The sequence below is a fragment of the Haemophilus parainfluenzae genome (assembly GCF_014931375.1).
In the GTDB taxonomy this organism is placed as follows: Bacteria; Pseudomonadota; Gammaproteobacteria; order Enterobacterales; family Pasteurellaceae; genus Haemophilus_D.
This window is the reverse complement of the sequence record NZ_CP063117.1, coordinates 90,437-110,954: the sequence shown is the minus strand read 5'-3', so window position 1 is coordinate 110,954 and position 20,518 is coordinate 90,437. Positions and strand designations below refer to the sequence as shown.

Annotated in this window: 19 protein-coding genes and 1 CRISPR repeat array; of the genes, 3 read left to right on the top strand and 16 right to left on the bottom strand. The window is 43.5% G+C overall.

All coding sequences use genetic code 11. The annotated features are described in order from the left end of the window. The first annotated feature begins 79 nt into the window (after positions 1 to 79). Genes mog through INP95_RS00510 form a run of 3 tightly spaced genes read left to right on the top strand, consistent with a single transcriptional unit; the run spans position 80 to position 2,053 of the window. Positions 80 to 673, top strand: coding sequence for a molybdopterin adenylyltransferase (gene mog / locus INP95_RS00520; protein WP_070868949.1), 594 nt, complete (start codon positions 80 to 82; stop codon positions 671 to 673). 1 nt (position 674) lies between these two features. Continuing rightward, complete coding sequence (gene glnB, locus INP95_RS00515; protein ID WP_005697836.1) at positions 675 to 1,013, top strand: nitrogen regulatory protein P-II; 339 nt, start codon at positions 675 to 677, stop codon at positions 1,011 to 1,013. After that, positions 1,013 to 2,053: an AI-2E family transporter gene (locus INP95_RS00510; RefSeq protein ID WP_049364902.1), complete on the top strand. Its 1,041-nt coding sequence runs from the start codon at positions 1,013 to 1,015 to the stop codon at positions 2,051 to 2,053. Before glnB ends, INP95_RS00510 begins: the two co-directional genes overlap by 1 nt. A gap of 82 nt (positions 2,054 to 2,135) precedes the next feature. Here INP95_RS00510 and secF read toward each other — a convergent pair whose 3' ends face one another. The 16 genes from secF to cas3 all read right to left on the bottom strand — a co-directional run bounded on the left by secF (position 2,136) and on the right by cas3 (position 20,258). Beyond that, entirely contained in the window at positions 2,136 to 3,110 is a 975-nt protein-coding gene (gene secF / locus INP95_RS00505; protein WP_005697896.1) for a protein translocase subunit SecF, read from the bottom strand. Positions 3,111 to 3,120: 10 nt separating this feature from the next. Continuing rightward, on the bottom strand, positions 3,121 to 4,971 hold the full coding sequence (gene secD, locus INP95_RS00500) for a protein translocase subunit SecD (RefSeq protein ID WP_111327299.1): 1,851 nt from the start codon (positions 4,969 to 4,971) through the stop codon (positions 3,121 to 3,123). Positions 4,972 to 4,994: 23 nt separating this feature from the next. Then, a complete protein-coding gene (yajC, locus tag INP95_RS00495; protein WP_005695468.1) occupies positions 4,995 to 5,285 on the bottom strand; it encodes a preprotein translocase subunit YajC in 291 nt (96 codons plus the stop codon). A gap of 101 nt (positions 5,286 to 5,386) precedes the next feature. Continuing rightward, positions 5,387 to 5,614, bottom strand: coding sequence for a sulfurtransferase TusA family protein (locus INP95_RS00490; protein WP_005695469.1), 228 nt, complete (start codon positions 5,612 to 5,614; stop codon positions 5,387 to 5,389). A 3-nt stretch (positions 5,615 to 5,617) separates the two neighbouring features. Next, positions 5,618 to 6,130: a hemerythrin domain-containing protein gene (locus tag INP95_RS00485; RefSeq protein ID WP_070868951.1), complete on the bottom strand. Its 513-nt coding sequence runs from the start codon at positions 6,128 to 6,130 to the stop codon at positions 5,618 to 5,620. Between the two features lie 64 nt (positions 6,131 to 6,194). Beyond that, entirely contained in the window at positions 6,195 to 7,343 is a 1,149-nt protein-coding gene (gene tgt, locus INP95_RS00480) for a tRNA guanosine(34) transglycosylase Tgt (protein ID WP_197560685.1), read from the bottom strand. A 111-nt stretch (positions 7,344 to 7,454) separates the two neighbouring features. After that, positions 7,455 to 8,546, bottom strand: a complete 1,092-nt coding sequence (queA, locus tag INP95_RS00475) for a tRNA preQ1(34) S-adenosylmethionine ribosyltransferase-isomerase QueA (protein WP_197560684.1) — start codon at positions 8,544 to 8,546, stop codon at positions 7,455 to 7,457. A gap of 211 nt (positions 8,547 to 8,757) precedes the next feature. After that, a CRISPR array of direct repeats spans positions 8,758 to 9,588; the repeat unit is 32 nt; unit sequence GTTTCAACACACAGCCGCCCGAAGGCGGCTGC. Positions 9,589 to 9,779: 191 nt separating this feature from the next. Next, positions 9,780 to 10,073 carry a CRISPR-associated endonuclease Cas2 gene (cas2, locus tag INP95_RS00470; protein WP_005635213.1) on the bottom strand — a complete coding sequence of 98 codons (294 nt, stop codon included), beginning with the start codon at positions 10,071 to 10,073 and terminating at the stop codon, positions 9,780 to 9,782. A gap of 3 nt (positions 10,074 to 10,076) precedes the next feature. Then, positions 10,077 to 11,090, bottom strand: coding sequence for a type I-C CRISPR-associated endonuclease Cas1c (gene cas1c / locus INP95_RS00465; protein WP_197560683.1), 1,014 nt, complete (start codon positions 11,088 to 11,090; stop codon positions 10,077 to 10,079). A gap of 109 nt (positions 11,091 to 11,199) precedes the next feature. Beyond that, positions 11,200 to 12,354: an HNH endonuclease gene (locus INP95_RS00460; protein WP_197560682.1), complete on the bottom strand. Its 1,155-nt coding sequence runs from the start codon at positions 12,352 to 12,354 to the stop codon at positions 11,200 to 11,202. Positions 12,355 to 12,365: 11 nt separating this feature from the next. Next, positions 12,366 to 13,019: a CRISPR-associated protein Cas4 gene (cas4, locus tag INP95_RS00455; protein ID WP_197560681.1), complete on the bottom strand. Its 654-nt coding sequence runs from the start codon at positions 13,017 to 13,019 to the stop codon at positions 12,366 to 12,368. 15 nt (positions 13,020 to 13,034) lie between these two features. After that, the gene (gene cas7c / locus INP95_RS00450; protein WP_197560680.1) at positions 13,035 to 13,901 is read right to left on the bottom strand and encodes a type I-C CRISPR-associated protein Cas7/Csd2; all 867 of its coding nucleotides are present in this window, start codon (positions 13,899 to 13,901) and stop codon (positions 13,035 to 13,037) included. Positions 13,902 to 13,912: 11 nt separating this feature from the next. Then, complete coding sequence (cas8c, locus tag INP95_RS00445; protein ID WP_197560679.1) at positions 13,913 to 15,685, bottom strand: type I-C CRISPR-associated protein Cas8c/Csd1; 1,773 nt, start codon at positions 15,683 to 15,685, stop codon at positions 13,913 to 13,915. Beyond that, positions 15,682 to 16,356: a type I-C CRISPR-associated protein Cas5c gene (gene cas5c, locus INP95_RS00440; RefSeq protein WP_197560678.1), complete on the bottom strand. Its 675-nt coding sequence runs from the start codon at positions 16,354 to 16,356 to the stop codon at positions 15,682 to 15,684. Before cas5c ends, cas8c begins: the two co-directional genes overlap by 4 nt. 139 nt (positions 16,357 to 16,495) lie before the next feature. Next, positions 16,496 to 17,914, bottom strand: a complete 1,419-nt coding sequence (locus tag INP95_RS00435) for an ATP-dependent nuclease (protein ID WP_269475390.1) — start codon at positions 17,912 to 17,914, stop codon at positions 16,496 to 16,498. 52 nt (positions 17,915 to 17,966) lie between these two features. After that, complete coding sequence (gene cas3 / locus INP95_RS00430; RefSeq protein ID WP_197560677.1) at positions 17,967 to 20,258, bottom strand: CRISPR-associated helicase Cas3'; 2,292 nt, start codon at positions 20,256 to 20,258, stop codon at positions 17,967 to 17,969. Positions 20,259 to 20,518 lie beyond the last annotated feature (260 nt).

Sequence of the window (20,518 nt, the reverse complement as noted above, 5' to 3'; positions counted from 1 at the left end):
AATGGCTTTTTTATGCTTTGGTAAAAGATAAAATAGGGTAGAATGACGCTGTGTATTGCGTATAAAAATGAGGAAAAAAATGACCGCACTTTTAAAAATTGGTTTGGTTTCAGTGTCAGATCGTGCATCAAGTGGTGTGTATCAAGATCAAGGGATTCCCGAATTACAACAATGGCTAGAGCAAGCGTTGGTAGATCCTTTTGAAGTGGAAACACGATTAATTCCAGACGATCAGCCATTAATTGAACAAACGTTGAAAGAATTGGTGGATGAGCACCATTGTCATTTAGTGCTAACCACTGGTGGTACAGGGCCGGCAAAACGTGATGTGACACCAGATGCAACGTTAGCGGTAGCCGATCGTGAAATGCCAGGATTTGGCGAGCAAATGCGTCAAGTCAGTTTGCATTTTGTGCCGACAGCGATTCTATCTCGTCAAGTTGGTGTGATTCGTAAAAACAGTCTCATCTTGAATTTACCGGGTCAACCAAAAGCCATCAAAGAAACCTTAGAAGGCGTGAAAGATGAACAAGGCAAAGTCTTAGTGAAAGGGATTTTTAGTGCAGTGCCTTACTGTTTGCAATTAATTGATGGTATTTATATTGATACCAAACCTGAAGTGATTACAAGCTTCCGCCCGAAAGCCGCGCGCCGTGAAAATTTGGAGAAATAAGATGAAAAAAATCGAAGCCATTATTAAGCCATTTAAATTAGATGATGTGCGTGAAAATTTATCTGATATCGGTATTAGCGGAATGACCGTGACTGAAGTCCGTGGTTTTGGCCGCCAAAAAGGGCATACAGAGCTTTATCGCGGTGCGGAATATATGGTGGATTTTCTACCTAAAGTGAAAATGGAAATTGTCGTGCCGGATGATTTACTTGAACAATGTCTTGAAACCATTGTTGAAACTTGCCAAACAGGGAAAATCGGTGATGGGAAGATCTTTGTTTATGATGTAGAACGCGTGATCCGTGTTCGTACAGGCGAAGAAAATGAGGAAGCCATTTAGTGGAAAAAAACTTAAATTTTAACCGCACTTTAGTCGCAATGGCAGCTTTAGTGATTGTATTTGCGGGAATTAAATTGGCGGCGGAGATTGTCGTGCCTTTTTTATTGGCATTATTTATCGCCATTATTTGTTCGCCGGTAATTAAAGCGATGACACAACGCAAAGTGCCACATGGTATTGCGATTGCCTTGTTGTTTATCTTAATTTTAATCATATTCTTTTTCCTGGCAGGATTAATTAACAGCAGTGTGCAGGAATTCACTCGCTCAATTCCTCAATATAAAGTGTTGCTTTCAGAGCGTATAAATGATGCCATGGCATTAGCTCAAAAACTGAAATTGCCGATTGTAATTTCTCGCGAAGCCATTATGGAGCATTTTGATCCAAGTGTGATCATGAACTTTGTGAGCCGTTTGTTATTAAACTTTTCTGGTGTGGTGACGAATGTTTTTGTGTTGATCTTAGCGGTGATTTTTATGCTGCTTGAAGCACCAACCATGAAGCATAAACTTGCTTTAGTTTTAAGTGATAATGAACATGATGTTGTCGCGGAAGAACATCACATCGATCGTATTTTAGACGGTGTGATTAGTTATCTTGGTGTGAAAACGGTGATTAGTCTGCTTACCGGCGTCTCGACGTGGATTTTGTTGGATGTCATGGATGTCCAATATGCCATTTTATGGGCGACGTTAAGTTTCCTATTAAATTACATTCCGAATATTGGTTCGATTATTGCCGCAGTGCCTATTATTGTTCAAGCGTTATTACTGAATGGATTTGGTGTAGGTATGGGCGTGACAGCTGGTATTATTGCATCCAATATTGTGATTGGTAATATTATTGAACCGAAAATGATGGGGAAAACCTTAGGACTTTCTACCTTGGTCGTATTCTTTTCGTTGCTTTTCTGGGGATGGTTGCTCGGTACAGTCGGTATGTTACTTTCAGTGCCGCTAACAATGGCGTTTAAAATTACCTTAGAAAGCTCTGAATCAACGAAGAAATATGCGGCTTTATTAGGTGATGTAAACGACTAAAGTGCGGTCATAAAATGTCATAATTTTAGCAATAAAAAAGCCACCGTTATGGTGGCTTTCTTTTTATCTGATGTTTAATAGATTAAGGTAAATCATCTACTTCTTTATCCACTTTTGGTGGAATCATATGTTCACGGCGTAGGCCGATATCATAAGCAATCGCAATCGCGATAAAGATTGATGAATAAGTACCAAAACCGATACCAATTAATAACGCTAATGAGAAGTTATGAATTGATGGACCACCAAAGAAGAACAAGGCAATCACAACAAGAAGCGTTGTGAGAGATGTCATGATGGTTCTCGATAAGGTTTGCGTTAAGGAAATATCAATAATATCGATGGTTTCTACACGGCGAATTTTACGGAAGTTTTCACGAACACGGTCGAATACCACGATACTATCGTTGATAGAATAACCTACAACGGAAAGAATCGCCGCCACGAAGGTTAAATCCATTTCGACTTGTAATGCAGAGAATACACCGAGTGTAATCACCACGTCATGCGCAAGTGAGGCAATACCACCAAAACCTAAACGCCATTCAAAACGTGAGCCCACGTAAATTAACATCATTGCTAGGGTTGCAAGGGTCGCATAAACCGCACCTTGAGCCAGTTCTTCACCAACGTTTGGACCGACGAATTCGATACTGTTAATATGAATATTAGGGTCAATTGTTTGGAGCATGCTTTTAACGTGATCACCAATAGCAGAATCGTTATTGTCAGCCGGTAAGCGAATCATCACGTCTTGTACAGAACCCGTTGTTTGTACAATCGGGCTTGCAATCCCATTTTGATTTAATGTGCCACGGATTTTTTCTAAATCAGCCGGTTGTGAGAAGTGAGTATCAAATACCACACCACCGGTAAAATCCAAGCCCCAGTTGAAGCCTTTTGTCACAATGAAGAAGAGGGAAATCGCCATTAAAATTGCGGAAAATGCATACCCTACAAATCTCACTTTCATAAATTCAGTGAGAGGGAATGGCAATTTAATCCCATTCACTTCACGGATAAAATGTCCGTTTTTATCTTTTGCAAATAATCTCATCTTATCCTACCTAAATTGATAATTTTTCAAGACGTTTACCGCCGTATAGGAAGTTCACGATAGCACGTGTTCCAGTAATCGCTGTAAACATTGAAATTGCTACACCTAATGCAAGGGTTACCGCAAAGCCTTGAATTGGACCGGTACCCACAGCATAAAGAATGATTGCCGTTAAAATTGTGGTTAAGTTCGCATCGAAGATAGAGGTGAATGCACCGTTATAACCTTCGTTAATGGCTTGCTGGATTGGACGACCATTACGAATTTCTTCTTTGATACGCTCAAAAATAAGTACGTTGGCATCCACCGACATCCCCAGGGTTAATACGATACCCGCAATCCCCGGCATGGTGAGTGTTGCACCAGGTAGGATAGACATCAAACCGACTAATAAAACGATATTAATCACCAAGGCGAAGCTTGCGATAATACCGAAGATTTTATAGTAAATCAGCATGAAGACTATGACGGCAATTAAGCCCCAGAAGCTTGCATCAATACCTTGTTCTACGTTTTGTGCACCAAGAGAAGGACCGATTGTTCGTTCTTCAACAATTTGCACTGGCGCAATTAATGCACCTGATTTTAATAACATAGAAAGGTTTTGTGCTTCTGCAGAACTGCTTACACCCGTAATTTGGAAGTTAGAACTAAAGCGCCCTTGAATGGTTGCGACGTTAATGACTTCTTCATTTTTCTCTAAAATGGTTTTGCCATTTTCGTCTTTTTTACCGTTGTCTTTGTATTCTACATACAAGGTTGCCATTGGTTTTTTGTAGTATTTCTTGGTAGTTTGCGACATGATTTCGCCGCCTTCACTGTCCAAGGTTACACTTACTTGTGGCGTACTGGTGTTTTGGTCTAAACCAGAACTTGAGTTGATGATGTGTTCACCACCCAATACCGCACGTTTGTAAAGCGCAACAGGTCGACCTTGACGGTCATATTTGATTTCTGTATCAGAAGGCAACATACCACGAGCAGCGGATTCAGGGTTCACTAATGAATTCACAATGCGGAATTCAAGTGTTGCGGTTGCCCCTAAGATTTCTTTTGCGCGCGCCGTATCTTGAACACCCGGTAATTCGATAACGATACGTTCTGCACCTTGACGTTGGATAACCGCTTCAGCTACGCCTAATTCAGCGACACGTTTACGTAAAATCGTTAAGTTTTGCTCGATGGCTAAGTTACGTGATTCTGTTAATGCCGCTTCTGAAAGGGCAAGGTTTAAGGTGTTGTCACCAATGTCAGACACGTCTAATGTTGGGTGTAACTGACGAATAATACGCGCTGCTTTTGACATTTGGTCTGCGTTTTCTAATGTGACCGTTGTACCAAATTTGTCGCCATTTTTAATCGCCGTAAACTGAATTTTTTCTTTACGTAATTCGTTGCGTAATGTGTCTTGTAACTGTTCTTGACGTTTAGCAAGCGCAGAATTCATGTCCACTTCCATTAAGAAGCGTACACCACCACGTAAGTCCAAACCCCATTTCATTGGATTTGCACCAATGCTGCTTAACCAAGCCGGTGTTGCCGGTGCAAGGTTTAATGCGGTGGTGTAGTTAGTGCCAAGTTTTTCTGCAATTTTATCTTTGGCAAGAAGTTGGTCATCTGTGTTGGTGAAACGGGCAAGAATGGAGCCATTTTCAAGAACGATAGATTTGGTTGGAAGGTTATTTTCTTTCAGTACATTTTGTACTTCAGTTAATGCGGTGGTGTCTGCTTGTTGTCCGCGTGTACCGGAAATTTGCACCGCAGGATCTTCACCATAGATATTTGGAAGAGAGTATAAAGCACCAATGGCGACCACAAGGATCACCATTAGATTCTTCCATAATGGGTAACGATTTAACATAGTTTTCCCTTTAGGAATTTAAATTAGAGAGATTTTACAGAACCTTTCGGTAATACTGAAACGATGTAGTTACGGTTAATCGTGATTTCAGTAGTATCGTTTAAAGCGATAACAATTTCAGCACCTTCGGTTACTTTGGTGATTTTACCAATCAAACCACCAGCGGTTAATACTTCAGTGCCTTTCGCTAATTCAGACATTAATTTTTTGTGTTCTTTGTTACGTTTCGCTTGTGGACGGTAAATCATAAAATAAAAAATTAAACCGAAGATCACGAAAATAAATAACGTGGACATTGGGCTTTGTGCTTCCATTGTGTTTTCCTTATAAATGAAAAGTTAAAAGTGTGCGTAAAATACCATAAAACGGCATTCAGTAAAAGCCGATGAAGGCAATAACAACGAGAATTTTAGGATTAATTGATTTTTTTCAAGCAAACTTCGAAGATTTGCTCGGAAAGCCAATGTTTATCCACTAATTCACATTGATTTTCTTCACAAAAAACAACAAAATTTTCTACCGCACTTTGACGATTTAATTGCAAAACTAATTCATCATTTGGCGCTAAATTTGCCAAAGCTTTCTTCGCCGTTAAAAGCGGAATCGGGCAGGAAAGTGCGGTCAAATTTAATTGATATTTCATGGTTTAAGCTTGGCGACGAGCAAACATAATTTTGCCCATAGCTGTGAGTTGTTCTGCGGATAAATATTGCTTACCAAGCTCAAATAGCGGCTCTTCAAGGGCAAGATGTCTATCATAACTTGCTACAAATAGCGTAATCAGCCTTTCATCTACATCAGTGCGTTTCTCTGCAATCAATTCTTCCAGCTGCTCCGAAAGCTTTGCCCAATTTTCATGCAAAGTAACATGTTGGCGTTCTAATTCATCTACCGATTCTTTCGCTTGAGGCGCTTTTTCAATTAAAGCAGGGAAAAAATCTTTTTCTTCATCATCATGATGAAGTGGCGCCGCGTGATTAAAATACTGCAAAATGGTTTTCACATCATTTAATACGGCTTGATTCACGCCATTCTTTTCTAAATAGCCTGGAAGAATGGTGAGCTGCTTACAAAAGCGTTTCACCTTGCTATGACAGGCGTAAAGCATATCAATCGGCTCATTCCAAGTGGCAAATTGCTGAGGTTCAAGGATTTGCATAAGGTTTCCTTTGTTAAAAAGTGCAGTCAAAAAACGAATCACTTTTCTACCGCACTTTCATCAATTATGATTTATCTACTAATTGTAATGGGGGAACAGGTTTGCCCATGCGAGCATAGAATTCCACCACAAAATCATCAAAACGATCGTCTTCGATAGCTTGACGAATTTCCGCCATTAAACGTTGATAATAGCGTAAATTGTGAATGGTATTTAAGCGTGCACCTAAAATTTCACCGCATTTATCTAAATGATATAAATACGCTTTTGTGTAGTTTTTACAGGTGTAGCAATCACATTCTGGATCCAATGGACTCGTATCATCGCGGTATTTTGCATTACGGATTTTAACAATGCCGTCCGTGACGAATAAATGGCCGTTACGTGCGTTACGGGTTGGCATTACACAGTCAAACATATCAATACCACGACGCACGCCTTCCACTAAATCTTCTGGCTTACCCACGCCCATTAAATAGCGCGGTTTGTCAGCTGGAATTTGTGGGCAGATGTATTCTAAAATACGGTGCATGTCTTCTTTTGGTTCGCCTACCGCTAAACCGCCCACCGCATAACCGTCAAAGCCAATATTGACTAAGCCTTCTAGTGATACTTTGCGTAATTCTTCAAATACGCCACCTTGAATAATACCGAATAGTGCATTTTTATTGCCTAATTCATCAAAGCGATCGCGGCTGCGTTTTGCCCAACGAAGAGACATTTCCATGGATTTTTTTGCATAATCGAAAGTCGCAGGATAAGGCGTGCATTCATCGAAAATCATCACGATGTCAGAACCCAAATCATATTGAATTTCCATGGATTTTTCAGGCGAAAGGAAAATGCGCTCACCGTTAATTGGGTTTTGGAATTTTACGCCTTCTTCGGTGATTTTGCGTAATTTACCTAAACTAAATACTTGGAAACCGCCACTGTCAGTCAAAATCGGACGATGCCATTGCATAAAGTCATGTAAATCACCGTGTTTACGCATCACTTCCTGTCCAGGACGAAGCCATAGATGGAACGTGTTACCAAGCAAAATTTCTGCACCTGTCGCACGCACTTCTTCTGGTGTCATGCCTTTTACGGTGCCATAAGTACCCACTGGCATAAAAGCAGGGGTTTCTACGGTGAACGTGCCTTGTGGACGTTCAAACACCAAGCGACCACGACGTGCACTGCCGCTGGTTTTATCTAATTCATATTTCATTTTTTTCCTCAACGAATAAACAGTTCGTAGGTTGTTGTTCAATAAAAAAGCCTGTTAGTACAGGCTTCTTGATAGGTATTTTATGAGTTGGTTGAAAATAAGTCAAACCACTTATTCTAAGCCTTTCACATTGGGATTTTTGGTAATGAACATTGCATCGCCATAACTGAAAAAACGATAGCGATTTTCGACCGCACTTTTATAGGCATTCATGGTGTGGCTAAAGCCAGCAAAGGCAGACACCAACATAATCAATGTACTTTCTGGCAAGTGGAAGTTGGTAATCAACGCATCCACTACACGGAATGATTTGCCCGGGTAAATAAAAATGGACGTATCAGAAAAATAAGGTTCAATTAAATCTGGGTTGCCATTTTCTTCCGCAGATAGGGCAGCGGTTTCGACAGAACGCACTGATGTTGTCCCCACAGCAATGACACGTTTGCCCGCTTTTTTCGTTTCAATAATGGCATTGCAGACTTCTTGAGAAAGCTCCACATATTCTGCATGCATAATGTGATCTTCAATATTTTCAACACGTACGGGTTGGAATGTACCGGCGCCCACATGTAAAGTTACAAATTCAAAATTAACGCCTTTTTCGTGTAATTTTTGTAAAAGCTCATCATCAAAATGCAAACCAGCTGTTGGTGCAGCCACTGCACCTGGCACTTTGTTATATACGGTTTGATAACATTCTTGATCCGCTTCTTCATCAGGGCGATCGATATAAGGCGGCAAAGGCATATGACCGATTTCTTGTAACACATCAAGTACATTGCGACTTTTATCCGCTAATTCCACCTCAAAAAGGGCATCTTGACGACCGACCATAATCGCTTTTACGCCATTATTTTCACCGAGCTTATCTTCACCTAAAAATAATTCAGCACCTTCTTTCGGAGCTTTTGATGAACGAATATGCGCTAAGAAATGATGTTCACTTAAAACACGTTCCACCAACACTTCAATTTTCCCGCCGCTGGCTTTACGACCAAACATACGAGCAGGGATTACGCGCGTATTGTTAAAAATCAACAAATCACCTTCGCCGATTAAATCTAATACATCAGTAAACGTGCGGTGAGAAATTTCCCCGTTTTCGCCGTTTAGTTGTAGTAAACGACAAGAAGAGCGATCTTTTTTAGGGTAACGAGCAATCAGCTCATCAGGTAAGTCAAAATGAAAGTCGGAAACACGCATAATTATAAATCATGAAAGCTAAAAATGGGGCATAGTCTAGAGCGAATGGGTGGGAAATACAAGGGGGAATGTTGTTGGGTATGAATTGGGTTGAGGGATAGAGTAGGAAGGTAAATATTATACTATTCAAATTTATTGAGTTTTATTGCAACGCAAAACCGCCTGAAGGCGGTTGCCAAGGTGATTTATTGCCAACAGGCGATGCAATAATGTTTCAACACACAGCCGCCCGAAGGCGGCTGCCATAAAGTTGCATCTAACCAAGGAGCATTATAGTGTTTCAACACACAGCCGCCCGAAGGCGGCTGCCTTCTATCGTAAAAGGTCAAAAAAACCAAGAATTAGTTTCAACACACAGCCGCCCGAAGGCGGCTGCTTGGATCTAAATTTGATTCATAACTGGTAACCTTAGTTTCAACACACAGCCGCCCGAAGGCGGCTGCGCAGCTTGAGCATTTGGTGGTAACTTATCCCATGTTGTTTCAACACACAGCCGCCCGAAGGCGGCTGCTTGGCTTTGTGGAATTTGGTCGTATTTCGCAACCTTGTTTCAACACACAGCCGCCCGAAGGCGGCTGCAAAATGGGAAATATTTTGAGGAATTTGAGCCATTAGTTTCAACACACAGCCGCCCGAAGGCGGCTGCAGGCAAGCAGGAGCGCATATTATTAAATGATATGTTTCAACACACAGCCGCCCGAAGGCGGCTGCCAAGCTGTCCGTACCTTCTCCTTTTTGCGCAGCAGTTTCAACACACAGCCGCCCGAAGGCGGCTGCAAAATAATGCTGTTGTATCGAATAAGCTTGGTTTGTTTCAACACACAGCCGCCCGAAGGCGGCTGCAGCATTAGACCATAAAGGCAAAAAAAGCAACAATGTTTCAACACACAGCCGCCCGAAGGCGGCTGCGACCCTATTCAGCACATTGATTCAAATAGTGAAAGTTTCAACACACAGCCGCCCGAAGGCGGCTGCGTAAAGCATTATCTGAAGTTAGACAATATTATAAGGTTTCAACACACAGCCGCCCGAAGGCGGCTGCTCCCTACATAAAAAAACAAGAAAAATCAGTGCATTAAACACTGTATTTCGCTAACTGATTTTATGATAAGGAGTTTGGTAAGTATAACGGCCACATTGTCGTTATACAAATAAATTAATTCATCCAAATTGTTAAAGAAAATAAAGATCGCTATCCCATCAGGGTTTTAATGAGAACAACAGGTTAGCGAACTAAATGACAAGCACGTCTTTAAATACATCTACTGCCGGTTTTGCCCCATGATGCTCCACTTTATTACGCCACTTACTGCCTAAATGATAAAAACGCAGACTGTCACATGTGGGATCGTAGGTTTCCAACAGTTTGTTTTTCAACGCGACCCATTGGTCAGGCGTGACATCACATTCAAATACTGAATATTGCGCGCGCACGCCGTAATCTAAGCAATGTTTTGCGATACGGCGCAATCGCGCTTGCCCGTTTGGATCGTCAAAAGAAATATCATAAGTAATCAGCATTAACATGGTTTATCTCATCAAAAACGGCGGGTATTCCGCCAAATCCCCGCGCAGATGGCGCGCTAAAAGCATCGCTTGAATATATGGCAGCAGCCCGATTTCCACTTCCTCGTCCAAAAACGGATGAACGATTTTCTCCTGTTTTTTCGCCTGCAAGGCTTGAAACAGTAGCTTACGCGCCTCCGCTTTCAAGCTTACCGCGCCGCTTGCCTCGGTAATAAAATCCTGCAGTTTGATTTGCCCACGGTTAATCAGCGACAACACCAGCCTGTCTGCCCACCACGAGCGGAATTCTTCCAAAATATCCTGCGCCAAACTGTCGCGCCCTGGTCGGTCGGCGTGCAGAAAACCTACCTGTGGATCCAGCCCCACGCCTTGCAGTGCACCGCTGATGTCCTTGCCCAAAATACTGTACACAAACGACAACAGCGCATTCACCCCATCTCTGGGCGGACGGCGGTTGCGTCCGTCAAAAGTAAAGCCGCTTTTTTCGCTCAAAAGCTGCCCGAACACGCCGAAATAACGCGCCGCCGCATCGCCCTCAATACCACGCACTACGTCCAGCTCCGCCGCGCCCTTCAACTGCCGCAGCGAAATATTCAAAGCATCAACCGCACTTTGAATCGCCGCATTCTCGCCGTAATTGCGAATCTGCCGCTGAAGCACCCGCTTACTCGCCTGAATCTTCGCCGCAATGATATTGCGCGCAATCGGCACGGGATTTTGCTCCGACACCCGATACTGCGCCCGACGCAGCAGCACATTGCCACTCTGCCGTCCCTGAAGCCGTCCCAAGAAACGTCCGTTTTCGGTAAAAAACGCCAAATTCACATTATTTTCACCGCAAAACCCCAGTAAAAACGGCGACACCAACACATTCCCAAAACAGAAAATATGCCCGATGGAATGCACCGGCAACTGCGCCACCTTTTTACGCTCCTGCTCCACCACCAACGTCTCCCGCTCCTTATGCAAATAGCTGCCTTGGGTAGTGATGTAGAGCGTGTTTTGCAGTTTGCGCATGGGGAAACTCCTTAGATTTTGACCGCACTTTGGGGATAACGGCGCATACAGACTACTTGAAGACGGTATGTTGGGTTAAGAGGAACTCCATAACCTAACCAACTCTCAGTTATAAATTCTTAAAATAATCCTCATTATTGTGGAGCATACTTTCAATCTCAGATAAGTCATCATTAATATAATCTCCACTTTTATGTGCTATAAATTCATACAGTCCCAACTCAATAAAACGTTGTAAAGGTTTATAAATAACAATACATAATCCGCCTTGATCAAATATTTCTGCCTCTTGACTATCTAACTCTTCAATTTCTCCACATTGAATAGAATAATTAAGTTCTGTGCCAATATTTAAATTCATAATCAATAGATTGTTACTCTTTAAAATAGATATAGTCGTGCCATACGGAACACCTAATAACCTTTTTAAATCTTTACCTTCATGAAGTGCCCCTGAACCAGGAATTTTAGGGATATTATCTCCTGTTCTATACCACAAGCCCTTATAAAGCTCTTCCATGTACTCACTAGAAAATTTGCTCTTATTGAATAAACAATGCAAAATTCCAAGTGCTAATTTCGCAATAAATCGATTTTCAGCAAATACGTTTTTATGGTATTTGCAATGCTGTTCTTTTCCACCTCTTACACTTTCTAAAAAGAATTCTATTCTTTCTTGATCTATGTCATCAGGATTTGAAAAGCCTATTCTAGGTAAAATATTTTCTTCGTCTAAACGAGTACACATAATTTTCTTGACAGGCTTGCCCTCAAAAGCATCTTTAAATGACAGTAATGCCAACTCAAAATTTTTTAAAGAACGTTCAGCAAAAATAAAATATGCTCTTGTTTTCTGCTTTTTAACTGTACGCGGATTTCCTCCAGCGTACCAATATAGCTTTTCATCATCCGGTCTAATCCAAAAGATTTGCTCCCCTAGTGGTCCTAACCAATACTCACATATTTCTCCATCTACCATATGCGGTGGATTTATTACACTATGCCCCATGTAATGCAAAGGAAGAGATGTTGGTGCTTTCGGATTAAAAAATGCATACGCCTGACTCTTTAGATGATTGAATACCAACCAATCTTTTTCAAATGCAGCATCAACAAAAAGTCCTAGATTGTTATTACATTTTTTGCACACATTTCTTGTTTTAAATTTATCTGATACAAAATTTCCACCAAGAAACTGTGGGACAACATGCTCCAAGCTGAATTCATCAATTTGTTTCTCTTCCCTACAATATATGCAATTCATGTTTATATCCTTTAATCATTAGTAAATAACCCCTCCACATACCCCACACTCCTATCCCGTTTTCCCAACAACTCAGGCTGGCAAATCTCTACCAGCGAGCAGGCTTTGCAGCGTTTGCCGTAGTCGGGCGGCGGGGTTTGGCCGCTGTTTAGGAGTTCGCGCACGGCGGCGATGGTGGCGCGTGTTTGGGCGCGTAGGTCGTCTGAAAACACGACGGGGACGCGGTGGCGGGTTTGCATATACCACAATGCGCCCTCAGAGACGGCTTGCCCTGTCATCTCTTCCAAACACAAGCCTTGGGCGCAAAGCTGGATTTCATCCATCGGGTCGGGTTTGGGCTTGCCGCGTTTGTATTCCACGGGTTTCAGGCTACCTGTTTTCGTGTCCACTTCCACCAAATCCAACACGCCGCTGATGCCCAGTTTCTCCGCAGACACATGCACCGTCCGCTCAAAACGCACGCCCTTGCGAGTTTCGGGCTCGCCCGAATCCACCCGCTCATGAAGCGCTTTGCCCTGCGCGGTTAAATAATTCTCCGCCCACGCCTGCTCGTTGTGAATCAGCGCGCATTGGCGCGGACAGAAGGCGTAGTGTTGCAAAGCGGAAAGGGGAATCAGGCGCGTGTCCTGATTTTCCCTTTGGGTTTCGGTTAAAAGTGCGGTCATCTTTTCAAGTGTTTTTTAAAGTAACTTTTCCACGCTTACGTCATTCAGGCCGTCTGAAACTACGCTGATTTTGTAATCGCCAAAACCGCTTGCGGGCGTACCTGATTCGCCGTTTACGCGTTCGACTTTCACGGCATCAAACAGTTTATGTGCAGGCTGGCTGCCGAGTGCGCTGTCGTGTTTGAAAACGATCAGTTTGCGCGCCGCCATTTCGCCACGGGCGGCGGAGCGGTCGTGTTCAAACATCAGCGTCAGGGCTTGCCAGAGTTTGGCTAAGTCGTCGTCTGAAAAACCGGTTTTGGCGGCAAGGTTGGCGGAGATAAAGCCGTGCACGCGGTAGAGCGCGTAAGGGACGATGTATTTACGCCCCATAGTGCGTTCTTTCTCCAAATCTTGTTCCTTGGTTACCGCCATGCAGGTGATGGAAACTTCCAGCGGCACAATCGGGTCGATGGATTGGGCGAACGCCAGTTGTACCGGGCCGCGCACTTGTCCGCTGTTGACTTCGGTGGTCATCACGGCGCCAAAGGTGCGGATATCAAAGAAGTTTTTGCACATCCAAGCGGTAATGTCGCGGGCTTTGGCTTCGTCTTTTGGCAGTTTTTTGGCTTCCGGCTCAATGCCAAGCGCTTCATAAGCACGTTTGTTTTGCAGGTTTAACACGCTCTTTTCTTTGACGTAGATTTCGTAACCGGCTTCGTTTTCGCTGCTGATTTCTACAAAATTACGGATTTTGCGTTTCAGGCAGACATCGGTTACCAAACCTTTGCTGGATTCAGGGTCAAGACGCGGCATATTGCCCGCATCTGGGTCGCCGTTGGGGTTGCCGTTGGTTACGTCAAAAAAGTAAACAAATTCATAGCGGTTTTGAATGGCAGACATTTTCTGGCTCCTTAGTTTTCAATGGTTTCAGCGGTTTCTTTTTTAGCAAAATAGCTTTGTTTTTGATGGTAATAGCCGATAGCGAAGCGGCCTTGCTCGTCAATGCTCAAATGGCGCGGAAAGGTTTCGGGCAGTTTGGCAATGATTTCGCCCAAATCTTTATCCAAATTCACTGCCATACCGGCTTTGTCTTTACGCAAGCGCGATAAATGGTGTTTTGCGCCCGACAAAAGGCGCGGAAAAACGGAAAACGGCACGGCAGATGCAGAGCCGTAATAGCGGTCGGCAATGCCGGCATTTAATTCGCCCAACGCCTGATATTGAATGCGCTCCAACACGGCAAACAGCCGCCCTAAAAGATAGGCGCGATTCGGGCTTTCATTGTTCAAACTCATAGGAACTCCTTCTTCGATAAAACCTTTTCTAAAACGCCGCTCTAATACGGCTTTCATCATTGCCACGCGCAGGCTGTTTACATCGCCGTCGGCGCGGATTCGGGTAATCAGTTGCGACAGCAAACTCAAGGGGTACGGCGTGCCGCAAATCACGGCGCGGGTCATTTCACCTGCCAACACGGGGGAGATATTTTCGCTTTTGCCCAATACGGCAGTTTGCAATAAGAGTCGCCAAATAGACGGCGGCGTTTTCCATGCGCAAGGCTCAAGGGCTAAATCTTGCCAATGCTGCGCCAAATTTTCCGCCAGCTGCCCAAACGTGGTGTCCAGCCAAAACCGAACAGAAATCCGTGCGGCATTGGGGGCAAGCCCTAAGATATAAAAACGGGTATTGGCAGAAAGTTCGGGCGCAATTTCTTGCAGCGGACGACCTTTGCCGATTTGTTCCAATACGTTGAAAATTTTGGCGCTTTCTTGTTCATTATCCGGTGGCGTGAACACGTGCGCGAAGAAGCCTTCGGCAGCCTGCGCCGTGGCGTTATCATCCGCTTCCGCCCAAAAGACCGTGCTGGTATCGCCAATGGTCAGGCAGTGGTTATTCGCTTCTTGATTACGTTGGCGCAACAGATAGTTCAGCGCAGTGGTGTAGGCAAAAGCGGATTGTTCGGAAACAGGCGCATTTGCGCCTTGCTCCTTGCCGAAAGAGGCAAAGGCTTCTTTGTTGAACGATACAATCATTTGTTCTGCTTTACCGCCATTTACCCCTTTAATTACAGGATGTTTTTCTGCAATTTTTGATTGTTCACCACTAATTAAGCAAAAACCATCCGAGATTTCTTCATTCTCTATTTCTTGAATCCATAGTTTTAAAGCATCTTTTCGTTGATGAATATATCCACTTGTACCACTAAGTTTAAATACCATATTGGTATCTAGCATTTCTTTTTTACATGGCTGATTTTGAAACATATCAGGTTGCCATGTTTCTAAAAATTTTCTTAGTGCCAATAAACCTTCATCTTGAGAGTCTTTTAGTAAACCCAAGTGATAGCTTCTGAAAGAGTTATAACACCGTGTGGTTCTACTAGGATCCTTTGTTTCCTTTGCAGTTATGCCTAATATATACTGGCTGTTACCCCATAAAAATTTTGGTTTTATACTATTACTATCAGAACCACCAACTTTAGGAACACTCATATATTTAGGCTGTGGTTTTTTATCTTCGGATAAATGTGGTATCACATCTTTCAGACGACCTTCTTTATCCAACACCAAAATCCAGCCAATTTTCTCCTCGCTAAAGCCATAAGGCGGCACTTTCGGATTGCCCATTTCATCGGTTTCCGCTGCCAAACGGCGGTAATAGCGGGCAAGGGACGCAAGAATCATGCTTTCACCTCCTCGGCGTAAAACGGCGGCACATCAATCACGCCGTCTTTCATTTCTGCGCGGAAAAAATGCGGCGTGTTGCCGTGGTCAAAATCAATATCGTGCAGCATCCAGCCTAAATCGCGGTTTGCCTCGCTTTCCGATAATGCTGATGGCGGCAGTGGTTCGCCTTCGTCAATCAACGCAAAATCGGCAGGAAACTCACGCACCCCCAAACAAGGCTGCTGGAAGCATTGCCCTTTTTTCGCACGGCGTTTGAACATCTCGATATGCTTGGTAACGGTCTCATCTGCCCCTGCTTTTGCTGTCAGCACCGCATGGGCTTCAATCACATAAGCCACGTCTTTAAGCACCGTCGCCGCGCGCTGCTGGCGGTCGTCTTCAATCAGCGTATATAAATCGGCAACACGCTTGCGCTTCATCGCGCCGCTGACCTTACCCGCCGAAATCTTACCGCCCAACTCATTGCGCCGCACCGACTCAAACCGAATCGGTTTCAACACATAAATGCGGTCTATCACCCACCGAATCGCCGGCTTCCAATGCACCGCCGCCAAAATCCCGCGCGCCGCCGACGGTGTGATGACATCATAAGACACCCGCTCCACCTTCATCTCCGGACGGGTAAAACAGGCATAATCGCCCCAAATATGTAGGCGGATTTGGTTCATTTGGTTCTCCTTTTGGTTGTCATCGGCAGTTATTCGAAAATTTCGAATAGCTGGATTTTCTTTGTTTGGTTGGGAAGTGCGGTTTCAGACGACGTTTTGAAAACGTTGGGGAAATTGACCGCACTTTTTACTCTTTCAACTATAACAATCCAATCATTTCCTCAATGGATTGTTTAAGCTCATCTTCCGTATAAAGTGTATTTTGTCGATTTTCAGGATGATGAATATGGTTACGGATAAATGTTTGCAATGTTACGCCATATGGAGCTTGTGCAGCTCCATTACTCTCTCGTATCCATTGCTTAGTGAACTGAATATTCTTACTCTGCAACCACTGGTCAAATTCCTTTTCTCGAAATTTTCCACTGTCATGTTGTAATTTTCCATATAATTCATTGTGCAACTCTACTGTAGGCAATTTATACGCTTTAAAATTAATTTCTCCCCAAGTTGGGCTCCAAGGATACATTGGCTTCAATGAAGCGTCTTCTACAATATTGCTAATTCCATCTTTTCTAAAAATAAACAGACCAACATTGTTTAAGTACGGAGTAACCAAAAAATATGGAGAATGTGTGGTTAAAAATACTTGCTTAGTTCTTGAGATTTCTAATAATGCTTCAAGTAATTTAGTTTGCCCTTTGGGATGTAAGCAAAGTTCAGGTTCATCAATAAACAAATAGAATGGCTTAGTCTGTCCCTGTTCTTCATCATGTGCAGATTCTTCTGCATAAACTTGAAGTAATGCTAATGCAACCGAACGTTGCATTCCATTACCTTTCTCCGACATTGGAATGTCCACGCCATCATTAATAAAGATAGAAGTGTTTTTAAAAAAAGAATCTACTTTTAATTCATCAAATTTGAAACGAATATCAGCTTGCCCAAATTGCTCACTAAAAATACTCTGAACTTTTTCTTCAATAACTGCAATTTGTTGGCGCAAACTAGATGTTGACGTATTAAACACCTTATTAAAGCTATCTTGAAATTCTTTATAATCAGTAGAGTTAACATGTGCTTTGGCTATTTCTTTAAGTAATAACCCACATAGTGTTGTAGAACCGAAAGCAGCTTCGTCATTTGGATTTGTGTCAGCCCAAATAAAATTTGTTTCAAAAAGTTTTTTGAATGGTGCATCTATACCACTAGGATTAGTATATTCTTGTTTATCTTCATCCCATAAATCTACTCTACCCAAATTTTCTGTGCTTCTTTTAGCTTTAAGTTCTTGAATAACTCTAAGCAACCCAGAAAATACAGCTCTTTTATTAGGCTGGCAAAAATGTTCTATAGTGTGTTGAATATCACCACAAAAAGTTAACTCAACACAAGCTTGGCGTGATATTCCATTACCTTCGGATTTACTTATGATTCTATCAATATCACCTTTTGTACCATTTTGTAAAAAATCTATAGCTTCAAAAATTGTTGACTTTCCTGAATTATTTTCTCCAATAAAAATATTTAAACCACTACCTGGCGTAGTGCCATCAGGGGTCTTAAAGTTAATCCGATGGTTATCACCGATAAATCCTTTAAAATTAGATAAACAAATACTTTTATAAACATAACGGTTTCCTTTTATTAGGTTAAAAATAGAGATCGAGTTAAAACACCAAACTCTCCCCCTTCAAAAACTCCACATCCTCCCAACTCAACCCCGCCACTTCATCATACAAATCCAGTCCAATCAGCGTATAAAACTGTTTTCCGAAGTTTTTCTCGTTAATCGGTTCGATACGTCCTGCTTTATACAAAGCGGCGAGGGCTTTTTCGGGGATTTGGACGGTGTAGGGTTGCAGTTTGCGTAAGAGTCCGCCGATGTGGTCGGCGTGGTGCAGGCTGCTGATGAGGTTTTCAGCATCAACATCGAACGGAATAATCAGCGGCTGCATGTGACTTTCGATCATGCGGAACTTGTCGGCGATGGTTTGGAATGGGAAATCGAGGCTTTGCCCTGTATCGTTGTGCATTTTCAGAATTTTTTTATTGTCCAGTTCGCTGCCTTTTAATTGATAAAGCTCGGCGAAGTAGGCGGCGACGGCTTGGGTTGATAAGAGGTCGTCTGAAAAGCTGTCGGCGGTCAGGCGCATAACGGCGGCTTGGGTAACAAGTTCGGGCGGGGCTTTCCATTGTTCTTCGGGCGCGAATATCCATACAAAGCTGTTTTCAGACGGCCTTTTGCCTTCGCGGTTGCAGCGTCCTGCGGCTTGGGCAACGCTGTCTAGGCCTGCTTCGGCGCGCATTACCAGCGGAAAATCCACATCAATGCCGGCTTCGATTAAGGAGGTGGCGATAACGCGGCAGGGTTCTCCGCTTTTCAGACGACCTCTGATCTCATCGAGCTTTTGGCTGCGGTGTTTGGCGCACATTAAGGTGGTCAGGTGGAACGTACCGTCAAGGTGTTTGGCTTGGTCGTACAGGCTGCGGGCGTGGCGACGGTTATTGACGATGACGAGCATTTGCGGGTGTTCAGTAAGTTTGGCGAGCAGGTCGGCGTCGGTTTGTGTGCCGATGTGTTGCACGGTGGTGCGGCGCAGTTTGTCGAAAAGTGCGGTCGGTTTTGGGGCTATTTCATGCACGTTTTCAAAGCCGCGATAGAAGCCGTTTTCGGCTTGCACGGCTGGCTGGGTAGCGGTGCACATGACGACGCTGCAGCGGTAGTTTTGCGCCAATTCTTTGATGGCTTGCATGATGGGCAGCAAAAGATTAAGCGGCAGCATTTGTGCTTCGTCGAGGATGATGACGGAGCCTGCGATGTTGTGCAGCTTGCGGCAGCGCGAGGAGCGATCGGCAAAGAGGGATTCAAAGAATTGCACGGCGGTGGTCACGACAATCGGCGCGTCCCAGTTTTCCGAGGCAAGGCACAATTTGTCTTTGGTGGCTTCGTCTTGCAGTTTGTCATCGTCGAAGGTGCTGTGATGCTCCAACACGGCTTGCTCACCCAATTCGCCAAAGGCTTTGCGGAATTCGGCGGCATTTTGTTCGATGATGCTGGTGAACGGAATGACGTAAATCACACGTCGCATACCGTGCTGTTTGGCGTGTCCCAATGCGAATGCCATAGAAGTAAAAGTTTTGCCTCCGCCGGTAGGCACCGTGAGCGTGAACAGCCCTTGCGGTTGTGCCGCTTGTTCTACGGCATGATCGAGAATTTCGCTGCGCAGGCGGTTTAAGGCGGCATTGCGTTTTTCGGCTTCGGTTTGCTCTGGAGCTTGGGCGACACGTCGTCGGAAAGCGTTGATAAATTGATTGAAATTGTGTTGTAAGGCGTTTAAATCGGGATAACCGCCGCGCTCGACGGTGTTGTTTTCTAGGTTTAAATAAAAGGCTTCGGTATCGAGATAATCAGCATCCACCAAGCAGGAATAGAGCATTCGGGTGAAAAAAGCGTAGGAGAAATAAGGATGATGCGCGTCGGCTTTGAGTGGCGGTGGGGATAGGTTTTGAGGGAGTTTGATTTCTTGTTGCCACAAGTTATCGAGAGCGGGAATATCTGTACCAAATTGCAACGCCAAACGCTGTTTCAAAGTACTGCGGTTATCACCTTCTCTACATCCATTAGCCAACCCTGCATGATGCCCAGCTATGCAAAACGCCATCAGTTTGCCGATAGCATTTCCCCAACGTTCGACAGCAATTTTTGCTCCGGCAGTAGCATGATCGACTGATGGGCCACCATGCAATCGCTGATTAAGGGGTTCTGAATATTTCCCTAAATCGTGAAGTTGTCCCGTCTGGTAGGCAATTTCCTGCGCACCAAATACCCGAGCAAACTCCGCCGCTATTTCCCCAACATTGACCGAATGGCTTTGCAAGGTTTGCCAGTGTTCGTAAGGCAAGAGGTTGCCGAGTTCGTCTTGGGCGGAATGGGCGTAGTAGGAGAGTTTCGCAAACATAAAATAATCCCTTATATTTATGATTACTTTAATTACTTCGCTTAATTTACTCCTGATCTCATTTTAATGTCAATAATGATTTTTTATATATTTTTTTATAAATAATATGAAGTTAATTGATTTTAAAATGGAGTGATTTATATGATTTGGAGTGTTTTTTTGACATAAAAAAAGCCCTTTCAAAAAGGTGAAAGGGCAAAATATTTGGAGTCATACTATGAGTTGTTGAATTAACAAATCAGGTATGGGACGTATTATAG

Coding starts and splice junctions, on each gene's coding strand:
- mog (WP_070868949.1), top strand. CDS start 80: ATGACCGCACTTTTAAAAATTGGTTTGGTTTCAGTGTCAGATCGTGCA.
- glnB (WP_005697836.1), top strand. CDS start 675: ATGAAAAAAATCGAAGCCATTATTAAGCCATTTAAATTAGATGATGTG.
- secF (WP_005697896.1), bottom strand. CDS start 3,110: ATGAGATTATTTGCAAAAGATAAAAACGGACATTTTATCCGTGAAGTG.
- secD (WP_111327299.1), bottom strand. CDS start 4,971: ATGTTAAATCGTTACCCATTATGGAAGAATCTAATGGTGATCCTTGTG.
- yajC (WP_005695468.1), bottom strand. CDS start 5,285: ATGGAAGCACAAAGCCCAATGTCCACGTTATTTATTTTCGTGATCTTC.
- INP95_RS00490 (WP_005695469.1), bottom strand. CDS start 5,614: ATGAAATATCAATTAAATTTGACCGCACTTTCCTGCCCGATTCCGCTT.
- INP95_RS00485 (WP_070868951.1), bottom strand. CDS start 6,130: ATGCAAATCCTTGAACCTCAGCAATTTGCCACTTGGAATGAGCCGATT.
- tgt (WP_197560685.1), bottom strand. CDS start 7,343: ATGAAATATGAATTAGATAAAACCAGCGGCAGTGCACGTCGTGGTCGC.
- queA (WP_197560684.1), bottom strand. CDS start 8,546: ATGCGTGTTTCCGACTTTCATTTTGACTTACCTGATGAGCTGATTGCT.
- cas2 (WP_005635213.1), bottom strand. CDS start 10,073: ATGTTAATGCTGATTACTTATGATATTTCTTTTGACGATCCAAACGGG.
- cas1c (WP_197560683.1), bottom strand. CDS start 11,090: ATGCGCAAACTGCAAAACACGCTCTACATCACTACCCAAGGCAGCTAT.
- INP95_RS00460 (WP_197560682.1), bottom strand. CDS start 12,354: ATGAATTGCATATATTGTAGGGAAGAGAAACAAATTGATGAATTCAGC.
- cas4 (WP_197560681.1), bottom strand. CDS start 13,019: ATGACCGCACTTTTAACCGAAACCCAAAGGGAAAATCAGGACACGCGC.
- cas7c (WP_197560680.1), bottom strand. CDS start 13,901: ATGTCTGCCATTCAAAACCGCTATGAATTTGTTTACTTTTTTGACGTA.
- cas8c (WP_197560679.1), bottom strand. CDS start 15,685: ATGATTCTTGCGTCCCTTGCCCGCTATTACCGCCGTTTGGCAGCGGAA.
- cas5c (WP_197560678.1), bottom strand. CDS start 16,356: ATGAACCAAATCCGCCTACATATTTGGGGCGATTATGCCTGTTTTACC.
- cas3 (WP_197560677.1), bottom strand. CDS start 20,258: ATGTTTGCGAAACTCTCCTACTACGCCCATTCCGCCCAAGACGAACTC.